The organism is Hymenobacter puniceus (assembly GCF_014333525.1).
Classification (GTDB): domain Bacteria; phylum Bacteroidota; class Bacteroidia; order Cytophagales; family Hymenobacteraceae; genus Hymenobacter.
Genome location: NZ_JACSCX010000002.1, coordinates 664,634 through 689,599, shown reverse-complemented (window position 1 = coordinate 689,599; position 24,966 = coordinate 664,634). Strand labels below are relative to the sequence as shown.

The following is a 24,966-nucleotide window of genomic DNA, read 5'->3' as shown; positions in this document are numbered from 1 at the left end:
ATTTATCTCACAACTATTCACAATACCAATCCCTTACCCTCCCAATAACTTGTTACAACAGCTTCGTAATGACTGTGACTTTTGTTACAAACCAGCCAGCCTCCTCCCCATTTTGTAACAACGGTAACAACGTCCTTCGACTTTGTTACAAAAAAAGCCAGCGCAAAAAATGCCCTGGCTCGGTCTACTACAGTCTTTTATATTATTTGTAACAAAAGTAACAGAAGTAACAGGTTTTAAATCGGCAGCCTTCGCCCTACCCCCAGCCACAAAAAAAGCGGGCCGGAGCCCGCTTTGTAACTTTTGTAGATTCACAAACCCTGGAGAGGGTTTAAAAAGCCTTCTCATCCCGTACCTCCGCTGCCTTGGCAGAGGCCGCCGCCGCAGGCTCAGGAGTTGGCAGTGGCGCGTTCCACTCCTCCAGCTCCGAATCGCTGAGCCACTGCAGCACACTGAACACGTATGGCCTGGCCACGGCCGTGTAGTACTCGTCAATGTGCGGCCGCCCCTGCGTGTCGAGGTTATCGGGGTTGATGGCAATAGGCACCTTCACGCGCTGGGGCTGCTTCTCGGGCTCCATGCCGCGCTTCTCTTTGAGGAAGTTGCGAACATCCTGCTCATCCATCCGATACTTACTCATGTCGTTGAGTTGCTGAACGAGCCATTTGAGGGGCAGTTTGAGCTTCTCCAGCCGGTAAGTCATGAACATTTCCTTGATGAACGTCTCCACCGACTTGTCGAGGCGGTTTTTCGTCGATTCGACAATTTTGGTGAACTGATCCGTGATAAAGTCCTCGGGTTTGAACCATAGCCGGCTCTCACGCTCATGAAACGGCTTACGGTGGTGCAGATAGTCGAGCCAGGCCGGTATCTCGTCCTTGAGCTTCTTTTCCATATCCACGTCCTCTTTCGTGAACTGGGGCACCTTGATGACAAACCAGCGGGTTTCGCCGTCGTCGATCTTCATCACCTTGTCCTCGTCGTTGCTAGTCATCAGCAGCTTGCCGTAGAAGGGCACGCGCTGCAGATCCACACCCTTCCGCTCGATGAACATCTCTTTCGACGTGACCATCTGTTTCAGACGCTCCTTCTCCGCTTTTTTCTCCAGATCCTGAAAAGCCTCATCGAGCCCGATGATGAATTTCGAGGCGTAGTGTGCGTTGAACTTCATCTTGAACTGGTCGTTGTTGAGCACTGTGGCATTGTCGCCGTATATCCAGTTCATCCAGTTCAGGAAAGTGGTCTTGCCCGTCTTGTTTTCCTTCGACACCAGAATGATAACGGGCAGCTGGTGGGTCGGGTGGTTGTGGCAGACGGTGAGCCAGTCGAGGGCCACCGTGAACGGGTCGGCCTGGATGCCTTCCTCGAAGGTGCCCTTACCGCCGAAGATGTGCTTCAGGAAGGCGCGGGTATTGGGGAAGTCGCCCGGCTTGGGGTCGTGGGCCAGCGGGGTGATGAGGTTGAGGTGGCCGTGGATGACCGGCTGATACTCGCCGTTGAAGTTCGGCATGACGGTAAACCCGTCGTATTTGGGGCACTCGTCGAGGAAGTTGGGAAACTTCTTGAAGTCGCGCTGAATCTCGCCCACCTTGGCGTTTTTGAGCGTGGTGATGGGGTCGCCGTCGGCGTTGGGCTGCTGCACCCACTTGTACCAATCGGAGCCTACACGGGCATATTTGCCCGACTCCTGGTGTGCCAGGTACTGCACGGCCTCGCCATTGTGCTGGTACCGACGTTTCCAAAGCACGAACTCCCGGTTGCCGATGTAGGGCTTGTACAGGTCGTAAAACGTCTGCTCGTTGCCAGCTTTACGGCCTACCCCGAAGTACTCCCGAATCCGGTCGTAGTGCGGGGTAGTGATGTTTTTGCCGAGGAAGTAAGTGTTGGCGGTTTCATGCTTGCCCAGATCCTCCAGAATCTCTTTGTGGTGGTCAGGGTGGCTGATGAGCAAGTCGTCGAGGCCTTTGGCGCCCTTCTCGCAAAAATCCCGTTTACCATGCATGTAAAACACACGCTCCAGCGTGCAATCCTTATCATCGAGCAACGGCTGCAGCGCCTCGCGTGAGCTGATGACAGCCGCGGCAAACGAGCCCGGGCGTTTGCCTAGATCCTTATCCTTAGCCCACGTTACGGTCAGCGCGTCGGCATCGTGCAGCAGAATTACTTCCTCGACCTGGCACTTGCGGATCAGGCCCACGAGGCTACCCTCCAGCCGTATGTCGCCGGTGCCCTTCTCCTTGAGCAGCGTATTGCCTGGCAGCCCTACGATATCGAGGCCACGAACGTAACCGGAAAAAGCCTTCAGCTCCCCCTCCACGAAATAGAGAGTTTTGATCTTGGTGCCGGCGATGAACTTCTCGACGATGCCGGGCGGGTAGAACGGCCGCGCCGGCGTGCCGCGCACCTGGTCATACTTCTGCGTCTGCAGGTTGCCATCCTTGTCGGTGTAGGTGCGGGGCTCCTTCAGCCGGATGCGGTAGAAAATGCTGTGCGGGTTGTTTTTGGTGCCGTTGTCGTACACCTCCACCTCGCCGCTGAGCATGGGATACAGAATCTGCAGGTTATCGTCCTTGTCAGCAGAAAACACCTTGAAACTTCGCTTCCGGTGTGAGTCGTTGCTGGTCGGATCGTAGCCGTAGAAATGGTTTTGCTCAGGCGTCATCCCGATTTCCTGGATTCGGCGCAAAGCATAAGACTGCGGTGCCGGCTGATCGGCCGGCACCGGGTCTGGAGTGGATGGAATAGTTGATTCGGTGGACATTGAGGGTGAGGGTTACGGCAGCAGATCAGGCGGCGGAGCTCATATTTTAAGGCTGGTCTGCACTTGCCCGGATGGCACTTCCCTACCCTGCGGTAGAATCAGGCACGAGGGGTTATAGAGAGTGAGTTTCTTCATCGAAAAGAGTACCATAAATTCGTTTGAGAATGGTTCTGGGGCCGTATTTCTTACCAGCCTGACGCTGTGCGTCGCAACTGGGCCTATCATAGTTGAGGTGGCAGCGCTGGCATAGTGCCACCAGATTCTCATCACGATGATTAACTAGCGCATGGTCGAGGTGCGCGATGGTGAGAATGATTCTAAAGGCCGGTTTGCGCAGAGCCCACCCCAGATATGCGCGGTCTTCAGTAAGGATATCGGCGGCGGCAACTTGCTCTTGGGTGTAGAATCTGCCGGAGCGCTTGACTCGCCAGCCAATGCTGCCGTTGAGAATGCCGCAGAACTTGCAACGGTATCCCTCCCGCGCGAGGATGCGCGGCCGGATTTCAGTTTTCCAGTTGAGCGGGTACCGGGACGGGTCGAAGGGCATGGATCGAACGGATTGTAGTGCGGATAATTGATGGATGCGAGGCTCACTTGCGGGAAATGGTGCGTGCAGTTAAAGAATAGGGTGTGTCAGCAGTTGCGTGATATCTCTCTGCTTCTGCACCGCCAGTTGCTCCTTCCTATGTGCCTGGTCACGGAGTTGGGTCACGACATGTGTGCAAGCGCCAGCCTGTTCTTTCGCGGTGGCTTCCCGGCGTAGCTCAGCGGCTTCATTGAGCAACGTATCTCTATCTCGGCGGAGCGTGGTAATCTTCTCGGGCGTACTCATGCAGTGTGGAAATAGAAAGCGAGTAGATCGGTGCACCGGTCATGCTCCTGGAGCAGTTGCGTTTGCACATAGCTGAGATAACCATCCTGCCCCTGTTCTATGAAAGCTAAGCGGTGCTCCATGAGCCAAGTCAGCATTTCGGCCAGCACATCAAGCCAGGTGCGTAAGGCATCAAGGATGTGGCAGTGCGTAACTGCCGGCAGTTGAACGCCATTCACTGGTTGGCAACGCGTTGGGGCTGCCCCGGCTCATGCAGACCATACTGGTCGGGGTGGGTAGCGGCGCAAGTATTCAGCATGGCTACCACAAGTAGCAAGACCATTGCACGAATCAGGCGATGTTGAGCCAGTTCGGCCCCTTGGGCGAGCGTTCTGGTGGTGTTACTCATACCGCCTTCTCCAGCACGATGAGCGAATCCATCGGCACGCCCAGTACCTGGGAAAAGGTCAGCAGATCCTTCATCGAAGGCTGGAGCGTATTGTTCAACAGCATCGTGTAGCGCTTGGTAATTCCCAACTCGCTACAGATTCGGCGCTTGATAGACTCTCTCAGGGAGGAATCCCGGGCTTCGCCTACCAGCCGATCAATGGTAACCTGAAAGAGGTTTTCCTTGATAGGTCTAATTCTATCCTCGGTTTGTTCCATAAAATACTAATGCGCGTGTATGTTTTCGAAAAACTACCCTTACTATTGCCACAAAGTATCACAACTATTGTGACAAAGTCAATAAACTATTCACATTAACTCACAACATTTTATGAGTGTTTACCGGGAGCTTTGGGGTATGGCGCACCACGGCGAAATCCTGGGAAAAGCTCTCAACGCAACGGGCTTTAAAAAGAACCTCTTGGCTGATCTGTTGGGAGTTCACCCGAATACTGTGACCAATTATTTGAGTCGCGCAGTACTGCCTATTGACCTCTGGCGTAAGATTGCCAAGTATGTAGAGTATGATTTTGTGACCGAGGCTCCCGCTTTAAAGGAGGTTTTCTCACAATTTCCCTCGCCTTTTGGCGCTTTCCCAGGTGATCAGTTCGCGAGTTATCAACTGCCGGTCCTAGGTGAAGTCCCGAATACGCTTCCTGCGTGTCAGGCTGAACTCATCCAGTTGCAGCGGGCAATGATTGTTCTACAGCAACAGCACATCGAAATGTTGAAGCGCTATAGCAAGCAAGTTGCCTAAGGTGTATTTCCCCACGTTCGTTGCGCTGCCGTGCAACAAGAAGGGCCGCCCCGTAGCGGAGCGGCCCATAAGACTGCGGTTTTTCTAGTAAGGCCCGCATTTGTTTACCCATTGCCGTCTTTCTTGCTGATACTCAGCGCCGACTAGCAACCCGGCTCTGGGTACTAAGAATTACTGACGGAAGGCCCTAAAAGCTCCCAATTTGTTCGCAAATGGAGTTTTTAGGGCCTTTTTCAGTTTATGAGTTATTTTAATACTTCACGAAAAATTAACACAATAAATAAGTTTAGTTAAAAAGAAACTACCCTGTCATGGATTGGCAACGTGGCTACTGAATTTACGACCTACTACCATCGGCTGCGGTAGGCTGCGGATAAGTCGTATTCCCAACTCATTGAAACGTTCCTGGCTGGAATTTTTATTGACCAGCGCCACTGCTGCAGCTATTTCTGGTTAAAGCACCAGCCGGGTGTTGTAGCCAATGGAGTTGCCATTGTGAGACATCCGGCGGTGGCCCTGGGAATCGGTATCTAGCATTCAAGTCAGGCCAATGCCGGGCTCGGGTTTGGTGCTCGAAGTGCGCTGATGCACTAGGCGCAAAGCCGGCTACGTTCCTGCAGGTTGATTTGGGCGTAGCGTAACAGATCCTAAAACTGCCTAACGCACAAAGGCCAGCCCTATATAGGCTAGCCCTCGTGGTTTTCTCACTTACAAGTACTCTGCTCGGCGGTACTATTAGCCCTGTAATTATGCTGGTATTACCAACCCTATTTCACCTTTAGAGTTACTACAGCGCTTTTCAGGCCGGGGCTGCTGACTTGCAGCCGTGCCTTGCCGGCTTTATCAGTGGCTTGCACCAGCACCACGAGTTGGCCTTGGAACGCCTTCATTTGCGGTTCATGGAAGAGCTCCAAGCTGGCGGCGTTGCCGTTGGCTGCGGCCCGAAACTGACCGGCACCGCGCACCGCAAACTGCAGCTGATTGGTAGCTTCGGGGCAGAGGTTGCCTTTGGCGTCTTCTACGCGGGCCGTCACATAAGCCAGGTCCTCACCATCGGCGCGGAGGGTAGCGTGGTCAGTAGTTAGGCGGATGTGGTGAGGTGCGCCGGCGGTGTGCACTTCCTCGGTAGCTACGGGCTTACCGGCTGCATCGTAGGCCACTACTTTCAGCGTGCCGGGCGCGTATTTCACGTCGTTCCACATCAGGCGGTAGCGGGCCTGCAGGCTGCCAGTGGTGGTTTTGCGGCGGCGGCCCTGGCTCTGGCCATTCACGAACAGCTCGGCCTCAGGGTAATTGGTGTAGCAGAACACGGGCGTGGTCTGGTTTTCGCGGCCGGGCCAGGTCCAGTGGGGCAACAGGTGCAGCGTGGGCGTGGGGTTCCAGCGGGCCCGGTACAGGTAGAACCGGTCTTTAGGCAGGCCCGCCAAATCCAGAATCCCGAAATACGAGCTGTGCGACGGCCAGGCTTCATCATACGGCGTGGGCTCGCCCAGATAGTCGAACCCGGTCCAGACGAACTCACCCAGCACGTAGTTCAGCGAATCCTGCATCACAAATTCCTCGTCGGGCGTCTGCGACCATACGCACGATTCCAGATCGTAGGACGACGACTGGTTGTCGGGGTATTTCTTCTGCTTGGCCAGTTCCACCGGAAACTTGTACACGCCCCGGCTGCTCACGGTAGAAGCCGTTTCAGAGCCCAGCATTAACGCCTGGGGCAGCTTGGCTCGGGCCTCGGGGTAGCGGCTGGGCTTGTAATTGAAACCAGGCACGTCGAGCAACGCGGCGAAACCATTTTTCACAACGGCATCAAACTGGTCCATGCCGGCCGTAACGGGGCGCGTGGGGTCCTCGCGGTGCACGATGTCCTGGAGGCGCTGGGCAATGGCCACGCCGCCCGGCGCCCACTGGTCGGGCACTTCGTTGCCGATGCTCCACATAATTACGGACGGGTGGTTCCAGTCGCGGTGCACCATATTCACCAGGTCTTTCTCGGCCCACTCATCGAAATACTGGCTGTAGCCGTTTTTCACCTTGGGCTTTTTCCACTCGTCAAACGACTCCAGAATCAGCATGAAGCCCATTTCGTCGGCCAGGCTCACCAGCTCCGGCGCCGGCATGTTGTGGGTGGTGCGGATGGCATCGGCGCCCAAATCTTTGAGCAGGGTAAGCTGGCGACGCAATGCGGCCACGTTCACGGCCGCACCTAACGGGCCCAGGTCGTGGTGGTTGCACACGCCCCGGAACTTGCGGGGCTGCCCGTTCAGCGAGAAGCCTTTGTTTGCCTCGAATTTGAAAGAGCGAATCCCGAAGCGCGTCACGTAGGTGTCCTTCAGCGTTTCACCGGCAAAAAGCTTCGACGAAGCCGTGTAGAGCACCGGTGTTTCCGGCGACCATAATTTAGGAGAAGCCACCAGCAGGCGCTGCTCCACGGCTGCCGCACCCGCCGCCAGCGGCGTGGAAGTGGTAGTCAGAACCCGGCCGGCCGCGTCGCGGATTTCGGTTTCCAGCCGCAGATTGGAGGCCGTACCGGCCCCGGCAACCTGCGTGCGCAGCTGCACGGTAGCCTGGGTGGCGCTGATTTCGGGCGTAGTCAGGTAGGTGCCCCACACCGAAATGTGCACTTCGTCGGTCACGATAAGGTGCACGTTGCGGTAGAGGCCGGCGCCGGGGTACCAGCGTGAGGCTTCGGGTTGGTTTTGCAGGCGCACGGCCAGCACGTTGTCGGAGCCGGTTGGTTTCAGAAAGCTGGTGATGTCAAAGGAAAACGAGTTGTAGCCGTAGGGCCAGTGGCCTACCTCGCGGCCGTTCACAAATACGTGCGCGTTGCTCATGGCGCCATCAAAGAGCAGCACCGCCCGCTTGCCCGGCCCGAAGCCCGGCACCGCCAGACGCCGCCGGTACCAGCCCGTACCGATGAAGGGCAGCCCGCCGGTGCGGCCGGCTTTTAGAGTGGCTTTCTGCTCCTGGTTCTGCTCGATTTTCACTTCCTGCAAGTCGTTGTTGCCATCGAAAGGGCCATAAATGGCCCAGTCGTGGGGCACGCGCACGGTTTGCCACTGGGCGTCGTTAAACTCCGGCGCTGCCGCATTGGGCATGTCGCCTTTGCTGAATTTCCAGTCGGTGGTCAGTAAGATTTCCTGCCGGACCTGGGCCGCCGCCGGATTAGCTCCAGTGAGCAACAACCAGCACAGGGCGCTCAGCAGGGAGAAGAAAAAGGATGGAAAGCGCATGAGAAGAGAATTGGGAACGGACAGCAGGTGTAAGTTGCGTTTTGAAAGAACAGGGAATAAAGCGTCGGGTGGGCAACTGGTTGCGGTATCCAGACTCTAAGTTGACGCACTGGCCCTTCGCACTAGCAGCCGGCTTCTCCCACTCAGGCAGAGAAGCCGGCTGCAAACTTTCCAGCACAAGGCTGGAGCACGATTCGTTGCTGGCATCGGGGGCACTTATGCCGTACCGAGGCGTCAGTTGATGCGGCAGTTTACTGCACTACCACTTTCCGGCTGGTGAGCTGGTCGCCGATCTGCAGCTTCACCAGGTAAGCCCCAGCGGCTAGCTTGCCGAGTGGAAACTGCTGATTACCGGCCTGCACTTCGTTGGCCACGGAGCGCACCATCTGGCCCATGGCATTGTATACGGCCAGCGAAACTGGCTGCTGCCCGGTGGGCACCCGGTAGGAAATAGTGGCCCCGGCCTGCGCAGGGTTCGGATACACATCGAAGTTCAGCGCGGCGGCCGTTTCGTTGCGTGTAGCCAGTACACCCGTGCCCAGCACAAACGCCACCGACTGCGTGCCGGCAATTGTAGTGAAGTTAGGGTCGATGCCCAGCGCAGTGGTGCGGCCGGCTATTTGCGGAATTACCTCCGAGAAGAAATCACCATTAGAATCCGTGAAGGCCGCCATCAGGTCGAGGCGGCTGCCTGCGGTGAGGGCCGTGCCACCCAGCGCCGACAGCGGAATTTCGATTTCAAAGCCGGCATTCGTGGTGTTGGCCGTCAGGTTAGCGGTGTTGAAATAGCTGAGGCGCGTGCCAGGCAATACCGTGGCGGCCGCCGCGGCCGTCACTACTGCCCCAGCCTTGCTGCCCTGCCCGATGTAGGGGTCGGTGCCAGCCGCTACGCTCGTACCCGTCACGTAAGACACGGCACTGAAGTACACGTCGCTGGCCGTAGCCGCAGCCGAGCCTACCGAAGTCCGGAAGCCATAGTCAACCTGCATGTCCATGGTTGGGCGGTGTTTCAGCGGCGACTGTCCGTCGCTGCTACCTACCAGCTCCACGCCGGCCGGTACGCCTGCGCGGGCCGGCGTATTGAGGTACAGCACCAAGGCACGGTAACCAAACGTGGTAGTGGCATCCGCTGCTTCAGCCGAGCCTACCACCATGATATTGAGTGTGGTAGCTGTGTAGCCGACATACATGGCTTTCAGGCCGCGGTCAGCATCCAGGTGGTTGCCGGTGTAGGTGCCTGCCAGCTGGTACTTACCGATGCCGGTGCCAATTTCCGCGGCGGAAGCACGTCCGTCAATTGTAAACTGGGCTTGGGCGCTTAGCGAGGCACCAGCCAGACAGCCTGTGGCAATGAGAGAGAATAGGTTTTTCATGGGTAAGAAATGAATGGTGGGAAGTAGGAAAAAGCCGTATCAGGGCAGTATTAGAACTTGATGATTTTCTGGATGCTCTGCTGCCCACCGTGCGTGATGCGCAGCAAATAGCTACCCGGCGCCAACGTACTGCCCAGGTCCAGCGGCAGCGTGTGCAAGCCAGCGGAAAGCTGGCGAGCAGGCATCAATTCCTGCACGCGCTGGCCGGTCAGGCTGTACAAAGCAATCTGCACGGTCTCGGCGCGGGGCAAGGTGTACCGGACGCTACCAGCGCCGCTGAGCGGATTCGGGAATACCTGCACGCCAAGCGGATTGATGCTTCCCTTCTGGCCTACTGAGGCTACCTGGCTTAACACAAATTCCACGTCGTCGAGGGCGCAGAAGTCGTTGGTGCTGGCATTGGAGCGCAGCCCAATTTCGCATTGTCCATTTGTAACCATTATACCAGCCACCTGCACCTGCACCCAGTCAGTGGGACTAACCGGAACGGCTATGTTGCGTTCTGTACCGCCGAAGCTATTGGCGTACAGTTGGCATACGCTCTGCCCACCACTGCTCTGCACCCAAGCCCGAAGCGTGTAGGTTCCATTTGGAACAGCTGTCAGCACCTGGTAGGTGCGCACCTGATACGGCGCAGCTTTTTGGTGAGTGAGCTGGTATAAGCTGCTGCGGCCGTAGTTCTGGGTGAAATCGGCGGTGGCATCGGGGGCATCTGTGCTCCAGCCCAGCGGGGTTTGGGTGGCAGCTGTGTACTCGAAGCCCGGATTCACCACCAAGCCCTCCGAAGGTGGCGAATTGCGGAAGGCATCCATCGCCACCGTAGGTTGCCCATTGTTGCCCCAGGCACCCAGGCTGTAGCCTTGCCAGTTGTAGGCCTGCGGCTCCCAATACAGCACGCCCAAGCCCTTGTTATTGGGCACAGCCCGGACTTTGGCCATCAGATCCAGCAGCATCTGCCGGGTCGGAATGGGTGCGTTGGCGGGCATTCCGGTTTCCACTATCATCACCTCTTTGCCTGGGTAGCGGCTCACCATGTCGTTCATGTTGGCCTGGCATTGCGCCGTAAGCGTGGGCCAGTTGGCCGTAGTCGGGTACAGCGACATGCCGATGACGTCGTAGCGGGCGCCATTTACCGCCAAGCCATCAAACACGTTGCGGAAGTAGCCGTTGTTGAAGCCATTGGAAATGTGCACGATAACCTTGGAGGTTGGGTTCACGGCCTTCACAGCGGCGTAGCCCTGGTCAATCAGCGCCGCGAAATTCTGCGGGTTGGTGCTGCGGCGGCCTTCGGGCCACAGCATGCCGTCGTTGGTTTCGTTGCCTACCTGCACCCACTCGGGCACAATACCGTTGTCTTTCAGGCTGTCCAGCACGTCGTAGGTGTGGTTGTAGAGGGCCTGCTTGAGCTCATTGAACGCGAGTGTGCGCCAGGCGGCGGGTTTGGTTTGCTGGCCCGGGTCGGCCCAACTGTCGCTGTAATGAAAGTCAATCATCAGCCGGAAGCCCTGGTTGCGGGCCCGAATGGCCTTGGCTACTACATCGTTCTTACCATTCCAGCCGCCTGCCGGGTTCACCCACACCCGCAGCCGAATAGTGTTCATGTCATAGCCCCACAGAATCGGCAGCAGGTCTTGCTGCGTTCCAGCAGCATTATAAAACAGGCGGCCTGCGGCTTCCATTTCCGTCAGCCAGCCCACATCAGCACCTTTTGCAAACGGTACGGCCTGCGCCCGTACATCTGCGCCAGCGGCGCTCAGCAGGAGCACTAGAAAGCAGAGTAGAAGGTTGTTTTTCATTGTTCTTTCCGGTGAGAAGCAAGTAAAAAAGACAGCATACCAGCAGCTATTGCAGATAAATGGACTCGATATCAACCTGGAGCGGCGCAGCACCCAGCGGGGCTGCAGGGTCCAGCAAGAGCTGCAACACTTCCGTATCGGCCAGCTTCAGCGCCTTCGCCCTGGTTGCCTGAAACTGCAGCGGCAAAAAGCCCGGATACGGCCTGGGGCTGAGTAGCAGCGCGCTGGCCTGAAAAGCCGTCAGCGGAATGCGCACCTCGCTCATTTGCGCACTTAGCGCTACCGTCGCCGCAAAAGCTGCGGCATCCTTGGTGGCCAGCACCAGCCGGGCCCCTACCGGCTGGCTGGCCCGGGCCCGCACCACCACTTCCCGAAAACCGGCCAGATCAGTGGCGCGGCCCAGCAGGCGGTCGGCGTAGTAGGCGCGCAAGCTGGCAGCCGGCCCGGTTTCGGGCGCGGCCGCTGTTGGGCTGGCCGCAGACTGCACAAAGCGCAGAGCCACCCCGGCCGTTTCGGTGGTTATGTAGTCTGTCCAGCTATTGTGGCTTAAGGCGCGGGCTTCTATCCGCTCCTGATCGGTATCGGCTTTAAACAGGAAGAGCGGCGTTTTTGAGGCTACCAAGGGCACTTGCCAGTGCTCCCGCGAAAAGTAGTCCCAGTCGCGCGGCGAGCCGGAATAGCCTCCCGGAAATGTCAGCTGGCGGCCCGGTTTTTTCAGCGAAATCCAGTAGCGCAGCAGGCCGGCGTAGGTGAGTTCCGCCGGCACCATTGCTTCCACGGTGGCATAGTCGGGCCGGCGCATGGGCAGCACCTGGGTTCGGCCGTAGTAGTGCTGGGCAATGAGATAAACACTATCCGCCGCCTCCACGCCCGTAAGCGTAGCCCGGATGGTGAGCGGCTGGCCGGCCGTTGCCTGCGCTACGGACGTGTGCCGGGCCTGCGGCCCAAGAGCTGTAGGCGGTGGCGCCACAAATTCGCCTAGCCGAAGCGTCCCCAGCCGGGAGTCGGCAGTCCAGGCGCTGGTGTTTTTGCCGGCCGCCGCCACGATGTATACGCCCGGCCGCACAGTCAGGCGGCCATCAGTGGCCTGGGCTTGCGCAGTGTTACCTTCGTTCAGGCCCCGCAAGCTGTATTTTGCCCCCAGGTCAGGCAGCAGCAGGCGAAGCGGCTGGTCGTTCCACAGAATCTGGGTAACAGGCTTTTTCAGGGAAGTTTTCTCGAATGGGTCCTGAATCGATACGGCGTCGGGCAGCACTTCCAGGCGCCACACGCCCGGGGCCAAACGGTCGAGGAAGTAGGCGCCAGTGCCACCATATTGTACCAGCGGCGAGCTGCCGACGCCCGCCAGTCGATGCAGACGCGACACACGCTTTGCAATCGATTGCGTAGAGGAAGTGTAAAAAAATGCTCCCTCGGTATTCATCTCGCTCAACCCTTCGCGGTAGCTGATCCGGAAGGCGTCAAACGTCGAATCGGCAGGGTAGCGCCCGAAGCTTTGTCCCCGCTTTACCTGCCGAAATACGTTGCCCGCAATCAGCAAGCTAATGGCTTTGGCGGGCGTGTACGCCAAGTTGAGGTAGTGCGTCTGATACTCGGTGTTGGCAAACGCAATAGCCAGGGGGTCGTAGGCAAACTGCGTAGCCCACTGGAAACCGGCCTCCCGAAAGCTGCGGGCCATAAACGGATACATCACCGGCTGCATAATATCCGCCGACTCAAACTCATAGATCAGCTTGGCACGGCGTTGAAACCGCGGGTCATGGCGAAACGGAATCGGGTACTGATCCACGTAGGGCAGCAGATTGCCACGCATCGTGTGCCCGCTCACCAGCCCGGCCGGATACCATTGGAACGTGAGGCCATCGACCTTGGCATCCAGGATGGCCTCGGCCACGTCGGGGTTTTCGGCAATGTTGTAGAAGATAGGCTTGCGGTAGCCGGTAGCACGCATGGCGGCCACCATCCGGTTGGCAAAGGCCGTTACCTCCGCTTCCGGCTTGCGGTATTTGGGCTCATTGCAGACCTCGTAAGCAATAATATCGGGGTCCTGGCGGTTGAGTTGCTGGGTATAGGGGTTGCGGTGGTTAAGAAACTGCGTGAGATAGTTTTCCTGCGCCCGAATTGCCCGGGGATTGGTGTAGGCCTGCACTTTTGAGTAGATGCTGGAGAAGCCGGTGCCCGTGTCGGGCTCGGGGTAGCCATTGTTCCAGTACGCAATGGGCGTCAGCACGATTTTGATGCCGCGCTGCTTGAGTTGCGCAATCAGATAATCGAGCAGCCGCAGATGCTCGTTGGCCTGCAGATTACCGAGCGTATCGGTAATCTCCACATCCCACACGTGCACCCGGAACGCATCCACGCCCAAGCGGGACAGATGATACACGTCCTGCGCAATGGCTTTTTCAACGTCGGCTCCTACTGCTAAGTGCGCCCGATAGGCATGAGCAAATGGGGCCGTATAATTCACGCCAAACAGCGCTACCTCCTGCTTGGTCTGCTGCCAGCGCAGCACGCCCTGGCCATCAATGTACACATCACCAGCGGGTAGCTGGGCACTGGCCGACTTCTGCTGGGCAGAAGCAGCCCAGGCATTTAGCACCAGCGCGAAAACACAAATAAAACGGCTAATAGCACAGGGCATACAGCAACCAGATCGGGGTGGGAAGGCGTCAGGCAAAGGAGCAGGCAGGCATAAGCGTTTACTGTCAGCTTGGTAGCATTATTGCAAACGATTGCATAAATATAGATCATCCTCTCAATATCCAACTAATTCTAAAAGCAATAATTATTTAATCCTATGGCAAACAGTCTATTACATTAAGTAGTCTGGCAGCAGTTCCTTGTACTAGGTATCAACCCTTGAACCCATAGCTGCCTGCTATTACCTTGCACCAAAGCCTGAATTAGTTATTAAGTAAAGTGAAACACAGCGCAAAACGGCAGAGCTTGACAAGCAGCAGAGCTCCCAACTAAATTTCTACAATTTCATTTTGTCTTTGCAATCGATTGCATAGATTTGTAGCCCTACCTGCCTAGCCAGACTGCTTTCCTGTTCCTACACCTTCCCTACCGCTTTATGTTGGCGCAAAAATCCCACGATTTCTTTCAGCAGCGCTACGGCTATGCGCCGTTGCTGGTCAGGGCCCCGGGCCGGGTGAACCTCATTGGTGAGCACACCGACTACAACAACGGCTTTGTACTGCCGGCGGCTATCAATAAGGAAATCGTGTATGCGGTGGGTCTGAACGGCCTAAGTAAAGCGCGTTTGTTTTCACTGGACAAAGGAGAAGCTCACGAATTGCAGCTTGCCGGCGAGCCAATGCAGCCCGGTAATGTTTTGTGGGCCAACTATCTGGCCGGCGTGGTGGCCCAGCTGCAGCGCCGGGGCGTGGCAGTACCCGGATTCGACTGCGTATTTGGGGGCAACATACCTATGGGTGCGGGAATGTCGTCATCGGCGGCGCTGGAATGTGGTTTGGCCTTTGCCCTCAACGAGCTGCTGCACCTTAACCTGAGTGGCCTGGAGCTGGCCCGCATCAGCCAGCTGGCCGAGCATGAGTTTGCCGGCGTGCAATGCGGCATCATGGATCAGTTTGCCAGCTTGTTTGGGCAACCCGGGCAGGTAGTGCGCCTGGACTGCCGCTCGCTGGACTATCAGTATTTTCCGTTCGACTCAACGGCGTACCACTTGGTACTGTGCAACTCGGGCGTGAAGCATAGCCTGGCCAGCTCAGAGTACAACACGCGCCGCCAGGAGTGCGAGCGAGGCGTGGCCGTGCTCAACCAATACTACCCGCAGGTGCTGAGCTTGCGCGACGCGACGCTGGAGCAGCTAGCCCAGCACCAACAGGAGCTGGGTGACGTGGTGTACCGCCGCTGCCGCTACGTAGTGCAGGAAAATCAGCGGGTGATAGAGGCCTGCCAGCACCTGGCCGCCGGCGACATGGTGGCCTTCGGTCAGCAGATGTATGCTTCCCACGCGGGCCTGCGCGACGACTATCAGGTAAGCTGCGCCGAACTGGATGTGCTGGTGCAGATTGCGCAGGCCAATCCGGCGGTACTAGGCTCCCGCATGATGGGCGGCGGCTTTGGGGGCTGCACCATCAATCTGCTGCCGGCTGCTGCCGTGCCAGAGTTTATTGCCAGCACTGCTGCCGCTTATGAGCAGCATGTGGGCCGGCCCCTGGAAACCTATCAAACCACTATTGTGGGTGGAGTTTCGGTGGTGCATCCGGCGCCAACCATTATCTGATTTTCTAGCGCTGAGCTTCATGTCTGAACACGCCTCCTTCGATCTGGCCCGGCAGCCGCACCGCCGCTACAATGCTCTGAACGGCGAATGGCTGCTGGTGTCGCCGCACCGGGCGCTACGGCCCTGGCAGGGCCAGCAGGAAGCGCCCGATACGGCTACCCGCCCCGCCTACGACCCTACCTGTTACCTCTGCCCCGGCAACACGCGCGCCAGCGGCGACCAGAATCCCGCCTACACTGGCACCTACGTCTTCGATAACGACTTCGCGGCCCTGCGCGACGACACGCCGGCCGGTTCCATCAACCAGGGTGGCTTGCTGCGGGCCGAGGCCGAAACCGGGGTAGGCCGCGTGATTTGCTTTTCGCCGCGCCACGACCTGACGCTGCCGGAAATGAGCACTACTGAGCTGCGCCGGGTGGTAGATATCTGGACCGAGGAGTATCAGACGCTCGGGGCGCGCGAGGACATCGGCTACGTGCAGATTTTCGAGAACAAGGGTGCCGTAATGGGCTGCTCAAATCCGCACCCGCACGGCCAGATCTGGGCGCAGCGCACCGTGCCCGGCGAGCCAGCCAAGGAAAGCCAGCAGCAGCTGGCATATTTCCAGGAGCACAGCCGCACTCTGCTCACCGACTACCTGGCGCTGGAGCTAGCCGACCAAAGCCGCGTGGTACTGGAAAACGACCATTGGGTGGCGCTGGTGCCATTTTGGGCCAGCTGGCCTTTCGAAACGCTGCTGCTGCCGCGCCGCGCCGTGCAGGACCTCACCCAGCTCACCGACGCTGAGAAAGGTGCCTTTGCTGACGCTCTTCGCCGTCTTACCATTCGCTACGACAACCTGTTTCAGACCTCGTTTCCGTACTCGGCGGGCCTGCACCAGCGCCCCACCGATGGGCCGGCGTACCCGGAGTGGCACCTGCATATGCACTTTTTCCCGCCGCTGCTGCGCTCGGCCACAGTGCGCAAGTTTATGGTAGGCTACGAGCTGCTGGCCAATGCCCAGCGCGACATCACGCCAGAGTGGGCCGCCGAACGCCTGCGCAGCCAGCCGGAAACACATTACAAAACAGCTCCTGCCAACTAGTTCAGGATGATTTATCCTGCCTGCTCGGCCTATCCTTTTTCTCTCCTTTTCCTTCCCACCTTTTCCTGCAATGCGCAACGGCCTGACGACTTTTGACTTACTGGTATTCCTGTTTTATCTGCTGGGAGTTTCGGGCTACGGGTACTATATCTATAAGCGCAAGCAGTCCAAGGAGCTGGATTCAAAAGACTATTTCCTGGCGGAAGGCTCACTAACCTGGTGGGCCATCGGGGCCAGCATGATTGCCTCTAACATCTCGGCCGAGCAGTTCATTGGCACGTCTGGGGCGGGCTTCACGCAGGGCTTGGCGGTAGCAGCCTACGAGTGGGTCGCGGCTATTGTGCTGGTGTTTGTGGCCGTGTTTTTCATGCCCATCTACCTACGGCAGAAAATCTACACGATGCCGCAGTTCTTGGAGCAGCGCTACAACGCCACGCTAAGCCTGATTATGAGTATCTTCTGGCTGTTTCTGTATGTGGCCGTCAATCTCACCGTGATTCTGTATCTGGGCGCGCTGGCCATCAACAACCTGGTAGGCAGCGCCGGCGGCGGCAGCTTCCACCTGATTCTGGTGGGGCTGGCCGTATTTGCCTTGTTTATTACGCTGGGCGGCATGAAGGTGGTGGGCTACACCGACGTAATTCAGGTGGCCGTATTGCTGCTGGGCGGGTTGGCTACCAGCTACCTGGCCCTCACACTGGTGAGCGAGAAGTTCGGGTTGGGCCACAGCGCCATTGCCGGTTTCCAGACGCTGCTGCACTCCGCCGACGACCATTTCCACATGATTTTCGCTAAGCCCACGCCCAATTCGTCGCAGGAATACGTGAGCAAATACCTGGCGCTGCCGGGCTTGGTGATGTACACCGGCGGGCAATGGGTGGCCAACCTCAACTACTGGGGCTGCAACCAGTACATCACGCAGCGCGCGTTGGGCGCCAACCTCAACACGGCCCGCACCGGCATTCTGTTCGCGGCGTTGCTGAAGCTGATTATGCCGCTGGTGGTGGTACTGCCCGGTATTGCGGCTTACGTGCTGCACCAGAACGGCAGCCTACAGGCTGAAATGAGTGCCGGCGGGACCGGCGTCAACCCCGACAACGCTTATTCGGCCATCCTCACGTTTCTACCCAACGGTCTGAAAGGACTTTCACTGGCGGCTCTCACGGCGGCCATTGTGGCCTCGCTGGCTGGCAAGGCTAACTCCATTTCCACCATTTTCACTCTCGACATTTACCGGCGCTACCTCAATCCGCAGGCGTCGGAAGCCAAACTGGTATGGGTAGGGCGCCTGACGGTGCTGCTGGCCATGGTGCTGGCTATCGGCTTCACCTGGGAAGATTTGCTGGGCGTGGGCGGCAACGGCGGCTTCACGTTCGTGCAGAAGTACACCGGCTACATTTCGCCCGGCATCGTGGCAGTGTTCCTGCTAGGCATGTTCTGGCAGCGTACCACGGCTACGGCAGCCGTAGCCGGCATGCTGGGCGGCTTTGGCTTCTCGTTGTTCTTCAACGACTTCGCCCCACGCTTGCTGGGCCCCGAAACCATCTTTTACACGGCTTTTCGCAACGCCAAAGGGGTGTTTGAGGTGCCGTTTCTGGTGAGCATGGGCTGGTCGTTTTTCCTGACTGTGGCGCTGATGGGCGTTATCAGCCTGGCCGGTCCGGCCGTCAACCCCAAAGCGCTGCACCTGGATAAGGGCATGTTCCGGGTGGCCCCACGGCAGCTGGCTCTCATCACCGTGATTCTGCTGCTGATTTCGGCGCTGTACGTGAAATTCTGGTAAGCACTTGGCTGCCCCAAGGGCGCTATATTTGCAGCACCTTGGGGTAGCCGCCCGGGTTTCCCAACATCCCTTTTTTCTCCGCTTACTCGTGCAGAACCACCGCGCTTCCATTGCCGATCTGGCCAAGGCGCTGAATTTGTCGCCTTCCACTGTTTCGCGGGCGCTCAACGACCATACCACCATCAGCACTGCCACCAAACAACGGGTGCAGGAACTGGCACAGGAGCTCAATTATCATCCTAATCACCTGGCCGCCAGCCTGCGTACCGGGCGCAGCAAGCTGCTGGGCGTGCTGGTGCCCCATATCGAAGGCACCTTTTTCGCGTCGGTGGTGCACGGCATCGAAACGGTGGCTAGCAAGGCCGGTTTCCGGGTGATGATCTGCCAGTCGAACGAGGACGTGGAGCAGGAAAAGAGCAACATCGACACGCTGATTAACGCGCAGGTAGAGGGCATTCTGGTGTCGTTGTCGCGCACCACCCACGATACGCGCCACTTCGAAAAAGTACGTCAGCGGGGCTTGCCGCTGGTTTTTTTCGACCGGATGCTGGAGACGCCCAACGTGAATGCCGTGGTGCTCGATGACTACCAGGGCGCTTACCAGGTTACTACGCACCTCATCGAGCAGGGCTGCCGCCGCATTGCCCATTTTGCGGGGCCGCAGCACCTGAACATCTACCGCAACCGCCGCCTGGGCTACCTGGCCGCGCTGCGCACTTACGGCCTACCCGAAGACGAAGCTCTCATCATCACCTCCGATATGACACTGGCCGACGGCACGGCCGGCATGGAGCAGCTCCTGGCCCTGCCCCCCGAGCAGCGCCCCGATGGCCTGTTTTCGGCCAGCGACTTTTCATTGGTGGGGGCGCTGCAAACGCTCAAGGCGCATGGGCTGCGAGTGCCGCAGGATATGCTGCTGGCCGGTTTCAGCAACGAAATCTTCACCTCCTTCACCGAGCCCCGCCTGACTTCCGTGGACCAGCGCTGCGAGCAGATGGGCCAGGAAACAGTGCGACTGTTTCTGGAGATTCTGGCAGTGGGAGCCGCCAGGTTTCAGGCCCGCCGCGTGGTGCTGCCGCCCCAACTGCTCACGCGCGAATCGTCGGAACGGCGCTAGGCCTCTTGCTCTGCCGAGCGTACCCCGAAACGGTAGACGGTGGTGGAAGCAAGCGTTTGGCCGGGCTCCAGAATAGTGTTTGGGAAGGCTGGCTGGTTGGGCGAATCAGGGAAATGCTGCGTTTCCAGGCAAAAGCCAGCATGCTTGCCATACACTATGCCCGCTTTACCGGTTAAGGAGCCATCCAGGAAATTGCCGGTATAGAACTGCACGCCCGGCTCGGTGGTTTCCACATCCAGCGTCCGGCCGGTGGTGGGCTCATACACCGAAGCCGCGCTACGCAGCTTTGTGGCCGGCCGCAGCACCCAATTGTGGTCGTAGCCGCCCGGCACCTGCGCAATCCGGCTGCCGATGGGTTGCGGCGTGGTGAAATCGAACGGCGTACCGGCCACGGGCCGCAACTCTCCGGTCGGAATCTGGTTTTCGCCTACTACCGTGTAGCGGTCGGCAGCCAGCTGGATTTCGTGGCTCAGCACGTCGGCGCTGCTACCCAGGGCCAGGTTGAAGTAGGTGTGGTTGGTGAGGTTGACCGGGGTGGGCTGGTCGGTGGTGGCTGAGTACTCGATGCGCAGGGTGTTATCGTGGGTGAGCGTGTAGACCACTGTCACATCCAGATTGCCGGGGTACCCTTCCTCACCATCCGGGCTTCGGTAGCGCAGCCGCAGCGTTGGGCCTTCCGCGCTGACGCCGGGCTCGGCCTGCCACACTACTTTGTCGAAACCGTGGACACCGCCGTGCAGGGCGTTGCCGTTGTTGTTGGCAGCCAGTGAGTACTTGTGGCCGTTGAGCTGAAAACGCCCGCCGGCAATGCGGTTGCCGTAGCGCCCAATCAACGCCCCGAAATAAGGCCCTGCCTTGGTGTAAGTCGGACTTTGGTAGCCATCCAGATGGTCGAAGCCCAGCACGATGTCGCTCAGCGTTCCGGCTTTATCGGGAACAAGTAGCTGCGTGATGGTGCCGCCGTAACTGGTGATACTCACCTGCAACCCCTGCGCATTGCGCAACGTGTAAAGCTGAGTTAAAACACCATCAGCCGTACGGCCAAAATCAGCTGCCACAATGGCTTCTGAAGAACTGAGGTTTGCGGCAGTGGATACGGAAGTAGACGAACCAGACATCAGAAACAGATAAACAGGAAATACAAGTACGTGCTGGTGGCACAAGCTGCAGATTGAATACGACTGCCGGAAGCTAACAGACCAAACTGCATAGCCAAAGCTTGCTAGGCCTGCGAGTGCAATCGTTTGCGTAAAAGTAACGTCAGCCAAGCTTCCGGCATCATTTGGTGTGCCAGATGTTGCCGGAAACCTATTGGGCCAGACGGCCGGACATGGCATCTTCGGTAGCCTCGCTTATCTTCCCGCCTCACCCACTGACACGTTGTATGCCGCTTCCCCTGCCTCCTACCGAAACCATCCCGACGCTGTCTACGGACCGCTTGCTGCTGCGCAGCTTCCGCCCCGAAGATGCAGTGGAGTTTGCCGCCTTACATCAGGACCCGGCATTTTACCGCTTCCTGGGGGGTAAGCCGCATTCGGCTGAGGACGTGTGGCGGCGCATGCTATGCCACCGGGGGCATTGGTCGTGGCTGGGCTACGGCTACTGGGCTGTGGAGGAAAAAGCTACCGGCCGCTTCAGCGGAGCCGTAGGCTTTGCGGAGCTGCACCGCGACCTGACGCCTTCCATAGCCGGCGTGCCCGAAGCCGGCTGGGTGCTGGCCCCGCGCCTGCACCGCGGCGGCTACGGCACCGAAGCCGTAGCCGCCATCGTAGCCTGGGGCGATGCACACTTCGGCAACTCCCCCACCGTCTGCATCATCGACCCCGAAAACGTGGCCTCGCTGGCGCTGGCCGCCAAATTTGGCTATCAGGAAATAGCGCGCCCCATTTACCACGACGCGCCTATCGTGCTGCTGGAGCGAGTTGCGAGGTAATGAGGTGACAAGTAACAGGTGACAACCTAAGAACGTCATGCAGAGGTGCAGCCGAAGCATCTCGCCAGCGTGGTAACTCTGGTCGTTCCAACGTCAGCACGCGAGATTCCTCGCAGGCTCGGAATGACGTTCTTTTCTTGCAACCTCTCATCACCTCATAACACAACTACCGAATAAAGCCCGGCCGAATGAGGTTTTCGAACGTGAAGATTTCGTCCCACTTCTCCTGGGTGAGCAGCTGCCGCTCGGTTACGGCAATGGTGTGGACGGATTTGCCGGTTTTGAGGGCCTCTTTAGCAATTTCGGCCGAGGCCTCGTAGCCCAGCACGGGGTTAAGCTGCGTGACGATACCGATGCTGTTGCGCACCAAGTTTTCGGCGTGCTCCTTATTGGCCGTAATGCCCACCACGCACTTCTCGCGCAGGGTGCGGCAGGCGTTGGTCATGTAGCTGATGCTGGTGAAGAGCGCGAAGCTAATAACCGGCTCCATGACGTTGAGCTGCAGCTGGCCGGCTTCGGCAGCCATAGTCACCGTGAGGTCGGCCCCGATGACGTAGAACGCCGTCTGGTTCACCACCTCGGGCACTACGGGGTTCACTTTGCCGGGCATGATGCTGGAGCCGGGCTGCAGCGCCGGCAGGTTGATTTCGTTGATGCCGCAGCGCGGGCCTGAGGACAGCAGGCGTAAGTCGTTGCAGATCTTGCTCAGCTTCACGGCGGTGCGCTTTAGCACGCCCGAGAGCTGCACGTAGGCGCCGGTATCATAGGTAGCTTCAATCAGGTCGCCGGCGAGGCTCAGGTCGAGGCCGGTGATGGTGCGCAGATGCTCGGTTACCAGCTCAGCGTAGCCGTCGGGCGCATTCACGCGGGTGCCGATGGCGGTGGCGCCCATGTTAATTTCCGAAATCAGCCGGCGCGAATCCTCGATGCGCAACAGCTCTTCGCGCAGGTTGGTGGCGAAGGCGCGGAACTCGTCGCCCATGCTCATTGGCACGGCATCCTGAAGCTGGGTGCGGCCCATTTTCAGGATGTCGCGGAACTCGGTGCCCTTGCTGGCAAAGGCTTCAGCCAGCTCACCGAGCACAGCGCTGTAGCCTATCAGTTTGTTGCTGAGCGCAATGCGGAAGGCCGTCGGGTAGGCGTCGTTGGTGCTTTGGGAGCAGTTGACGTGGTTGTTGGGGTGGCAGAACTCGTACTGGCCTTTCTCGTGGCCCATGATTTCGAGCGCCACGTTGGCAATTACCTCGTTGGCGTTCATGTTCACGGAAGTGCCGGCCCCGCCCTGAATCATGTCGGTCAGGAACTCGCCATCGAACTCGCCGGTGGCTACCCGGTCGCAGGCCTGGGCAATGGCGTTGGCGATGGGGGCGGGCAGCACGCCCAGGTCGCGGTTGGTGAGGGCGGCGGCTTTCTTCACGAAGGCCAATGCCTGCACAAACAGCGGCTCCACCCGCAGCGGAATGCCCGTGATGTGGAAGTTTTCGAGGGCCCGCAGCGTCTGGATGCCGTAGTAGGCGGTGGCGGGAATTTCACGCTCGCCCAGGAAATCGTGCTCAAGCCGGAAGTTCTGCTGCATAAGAAAGGAGAATGTGGGGGATGGGTGGTGGAGTTTGAAGGCCGAAAGGTAGTGGAACGCGCCGCTGCCCGTCCCGGTCGGACGGCTTTTTCAGCCGTCCGACCGGTTGAAGGTCGCGCCATCGGCACAACACTTACCGGACATAAACAACATCAGCAGGCGACAACCGGTCGGACGGCTGAAAAAGCCGTCGGACCGGAACGGCAGGCCCCACAAATACGGCGCGGGCCTTGGGCGGTTGGGAGCCATCTATGTAATATTGCCTGTCAGCCGGCCGCCACCACGCGGGGCGCCCGGCCATCCTGGCCGCACTATGCTCTATGTCTGACTATTCTCCGGGCCTGCACGTACTGGCCACGTTTGCGGCCACCGCCGGCCCTCTTACCGATATGGATGCCTGCCGCCGCTTTTTCGAGACGCAGGTGGCGGCGCTGGGTTTGCAGGAGGTGGGCGCCGCCTACCACCAATTCCCGAACAACTCGTTCACGGCCGTGCTGGCCCTCACCGAGTCGCACCTGAGTGTCCACACCTGGCCCGAGTACGGCCGCGCTACCTTCGACGTGTTTCTGAGCAACTACCAGCGCGACAACGCCGACCGCGCCCGGCAGCTATATGCCGCCACGCTGGTATTTTTTGAAGGCATTGAAATCACCAAAACGGAAGTGCGCCGATGAGCGAAACCACTACCGCCTCTGTTGCTGCTCCGGCTCCGGCCCAGCTGCCGTGCCCGCGCTGCCAGCACAGCGTGCCCTACTTCGACCAGCTCAACAGCGCCTTTTTCGTCTGCCCGAAGTGCCTCACGTACTTTGAAACGCACGACCTCACCAAAAAGCCTCAGATTCTGGGCAAGTTCGAGGGCGAGTCCACGCTGCCTATTGTGCTACCGCTCGGCACGACGGGCACCTTGCGGGGCCAGCCCTACCGGGTGCTGGGCTTCCAGCTGCGCCGCGAAAAACACGCCGCCTATCAGTGGCAGGAATATATGCTGCGCCACGATCAGACGGGCGCCTACTGCCAGCTGGCCGTGTACGAGGGCCACTGGCTGCTGCTGGAACCCGCTGGCCGCGACTACCGCGTCATCGGCCACGCTACCGGCCGCGGCGCGTACATTGATGAGGTGGAGGACGACTACCACATCTACAACAGCTATCAGCCGAGAGTATTGTACGCGGCCGGCGAGTTCGACTGGGACTTTCGGGCAGACCAGAAGCTCACCATCACCGAATACATTGCGCCGCCCCACATGCTGGTGCGCGAAAGAGACCCTGGCAAAGGCCCGGCGAAGTGGTATAAGGGCGAACATCTGGAGCCCGATGAAATAGCTGCAGCTTTCGGCGTGGCGCGCGACTCGCTGCCGTACCGCAGCGGCGTGGGTGCCGTGCAGCCCGCCCCGGCCCAAACTACCTGGCCAACGCTGCGCACGTTTAGCTTGCTGATGATGCTGTTGGTAGTGCTGACCCAACTGGCACTGCTGTTCATCAAGCCCGAAAAGCAACTGCTGCGTGAAGAGTTTTCCACGGGCCGGGCGTCGCCGGGCGGCGAAGTGAGTCCGGCCGCCACCGAGGCAATGGCGGCGGGCAGCAACACGGTGCTGGTATCAAAGCCGTTTGAGGTGACGGGCCCGGCCGCGCTGCAGTTCGAGCTGGAATCGACGACGCTCCACAACCAGTGGCTGGAAGTGCCCGTGACGCTGGTGAACGAACGTACCGGCCAGAGCTACGAATTCACCAAAAGTCTGGAGTTCTATACTGGCGTGGAGGGCGGTGAAAGCTGGCAGGAAGGCAGCAAAGACGAAGACGCCACGCTGGCTAATATTCCATCGGGCCGCTACCACCTCACGCTCTACCCCGTCACGGAAAACGGTATGGATTTGCCGCTACGCCTCACCGCCAGCCAGCATACGCCGCTGCAATCCAATGGCATACTGGCGCTGCTGCTGCTGGCGCTGTATCCGGCCGTGCAATACTGGCGGCGCTACTCCCACGAGGCGACGCGCTGGCTGAACAGCAACTATGGCCCCACCGACAACTCCTAACGCCCTAC

17 protein-coding genes are annotated in these 24,966 nt (G+C 58.8%); 8 read left to right on the top strand and 9 right to left on the bottom strand.

Annotated elements, in window-relative coordinates; genetic code table 11:
- Positions 1-331: 331 nt before the first annotated feature.
- The 3 genes from H8B14_RS08030 to H8B14_RS08020 all read right to left on the bottom strand — a co-directional run bounded on the left by H8B14_RS08030 (position 332) and on the right by H8B14_RS08020 (position 4,238).
- The gene (locus tag H8B14_RS08030; RefSeq protein WP_187315096.1) at positions 332-2,761 is read right to left on the bottom strand and encodes a DUF5906 domain-containing protein; all 2,430 of its coding nucleotides are present in this window, start codon (positions 2,759-2,761) and stop codon (positions 332-334) included.
- 112 nt (positions 2,762-2,873) lie between these two features.
- Positions 2,874-3,308: a hypothetical protein gene (locus H8B14_RS08025; RefSeq protein WP_187315095.1), complete on the bottom strand. Its 435-nt coding sequence runs from the start codon at positions 3,306-3,308 to the stop codon at positions 2,874-2,876.
- Between the two features lie 669 nt (positions 3,309-3,977).
- On the bottom strand, positions 3,978-4,238 hold the full coding sequence (locus H8B14_RS08020; protein ID WP_187315094.1) for a hypothetical protein: 261 nt from the start codon (positions 4,236-4,238) through the stop codon (positions 3,978-3,980).
- 112 nt (positions 4,239-4,350) lie between these two features.
- Between H8B14_RS08020 and H8B14_RS08015 the strand changes: the two genes are divergently transcribed.
- A complete protein-coding gene (locus tag H8B14_RS08015; RefSeq protein WP_187315093.1) occupies positions 4,351-4,776 on the top strand; it encodes a helix-turn-helix domain-containing protein in 426 nt (141 codons plus the stop codon).
- 767 nt (positions 4,777-5,543) lie between these two features.
- Here H8B14_RS08015 and galB read toward each other — a convergent pair.
- The 4 genes from galB to H8B14_RS07995 all read right to left on the bottom strand — a co-directional run bounded on the left by galB (position 5,544) and on the right by H8B14_RS07995 (position 13,819).
- Entirely contained in the window at positions 5,544-8,009 is a 2,466-nt protein-coding gene (galB, locus tag H8B14_RS08010; protein WP_187315092.1) for a beta-galactosidase GalB, read from the bottom strand.
- A gap of 251 nt (positions 8,010-8,260) precedes the next feature.
- Positions 8,261-9,382: a T9SS type A sorting domain-containing protein gene (locus tag H8B14_RS08005; protein ID WP_187315091.1), complete on the bottom strand. Its 1,122-nt coding sequence runs from the start codon at positions 9,380-9,382 to the stop codon at positions 8,261-8,263.
- Positions 9,383-9,432: 50 nt separating this feature from the next.
- The gene (locus H8B14_RS08000; protein ID WP_187315090.1) at positions 9,433-11,178 is read right to left on the bottom strand and encodes a glycosyl hydrolase 53 family protein; all 1,746 of its coding nucleotides are present in this window, start codon (positions 11,176-11,178) and stop codon (positions 9,433-9,435) included.
- Between the two features lie 46 nt (positions 11,179-11,224).
- Positions 11,225-13,819 carry a membrane or secreted protein gene (locus H8B14_RS07995; RefSeq protein WP_187315089.1) on the bottom strand — a complete coding sequence of 865 codons (2,595 nt, stop codon included), beginning with the start codon at positions 13,817-13,819 and terminating at the stop codon, positions 11,225-11,227.
- A gap of 435 nt (positions 13,820-14,254) precedes the next feature.
- Here H8B14_RS07995 and galK point away from each other — a divergent pair, with 435 nt between their 5' ends.
- The 4 genes from galK to H8B14_RS07975 all read left to right on the top strand — a co-directional run bounded on the left by galK (position 14,255) and on the right by H8B14_RS07975 (position 19,414).
- Positions 14,255-15,430, top strand: a complete 1,176-nt coding sequence (gene galK / locus H8B14_RS07990) for a galactokinase (RefSeq protein ID WP_187315088.1) — start codon at positions 14,255-14,257, stop codon at positions 15,428-15,430.
- 19 nt (positions 15,431-15,449) lie between these two features.
- Positions 15,450-16,514 carry a UDP-glucose--hexose-1-phosphate uridylyltransferase gene (locus H8B14_RS07985; protein WP_187315087.1) on the top strand — a complete coding sequence of 355 codons (1,065 nt, stop codon included), beginning with the start codon at positions 15,450-15,452 and terminating at the stop codon, positions 16,512-16,514.
- A 70-nt stretch (positions 16,515-16,584) separates the two neighbouring features.
- Positions 16,585-18,297, top strand: a complete 1,713-nt coding sequence (locus H8B14_RS07980) for a sodium:solute symporter family transporter (RefSeq protein WP_187315086.1) — start codon at positions 16,585-16,587, stop codon at positions 18,295-18,297.
- A gap of 88 nt (positions 18,298-18,385) precedes the next feature.
- Positions 18,386-19,414, top strand: coding sequence for a LacI family DNA-binding transcriptional regulator (locus H8B14_RS07975; protein ID WP_187315085.1), 1,029 nt, complete (start codon positions 18,386-18,388; stop codon positions 19,412-19,414).
- On the opposite strand, the gene H8B14_RS07970 is transcribed toward H8B14_RS07975, so the two are convergent.
- Positions 19,411-20,532, bottom strand: coding sequence for an aldose epimerase family protein (locus H8B14_RS07970; RefSeq protein ID WP_187315084.1), 1,122 nt, complete (start codon positions 20,530-20,532; stop codon positions 19,411-19,413). The genes H8B14_RS07975 and H8B14_RS07970 overlap by 4 nt on opposite strands.
- Positions 20,533-20,798: 266 nt before the next feature.
- Between H8B14_RS07970 and H8B14_RS07965 the strand changes: the two genes are divergently transcribed.
- Positions 20,799-21,347, top strand: a complete 549-nt coding sequence (locus H8B14_RS07965; protein WP_187315083.1) for a GNAT family N-acetyltransferase — start codon at positions 20,799-20,801, stop codon at positions 21,345-21,347.
- A 166-nt stretch (positions 21,348-21,513) separates the two neighbouring features.
- On the opposite strand, the gene aspA is transcribed toward H8B14_RS07965, so the two are convergent.
- Positions 21,514-22,923, bottom strand: a complete 1,410-nt coding sequence (aspA, locus tag H8B14_RS07960) for an aspartate ammonia-lyase (protein WP_187315082.1) — start codon at positions 22,921-22,923, stop codon at positions 21,514-21,516.
- A gap of 320 nt (positions 22,924-23,243) precedes the next feature.
- On the opposite strand from aspA, the gene H8B14_RS07955 reads away from it, so the two are divergent.
- Together H8B14_RS07955 and H8B14_RS07950 are read left to right on the top strand one after the other, a co-directional pair.
- Positions 23,244-23,597 (top strand): S-adenosylmethionine decarboxylase family protein, encoded by a 354-nt coding sequence (locus tag H8B14_RS07955; RefSeq protein ID WP_187315081.1) that lies wholly within the window; start codon positions 23,244-23,246, stop codon positions 23,595-23,597.
- Entirely contained in the window at positions 23,594-24,958 is a 1,365-nt protein-coding gene (locus tag H8B14_RS07950; protein ID WP_187315080.1) for a DUF4178 domain-containing protein, read from the top strand. The genes H8B14_RS07955 and H8B14_RS07950 overlap by 4 nt, the downstream gene beginning before the upstream one ends.
- The last annotated feature ends 8 nt before the right edge of the window (positions 24,959-24,966 follow it).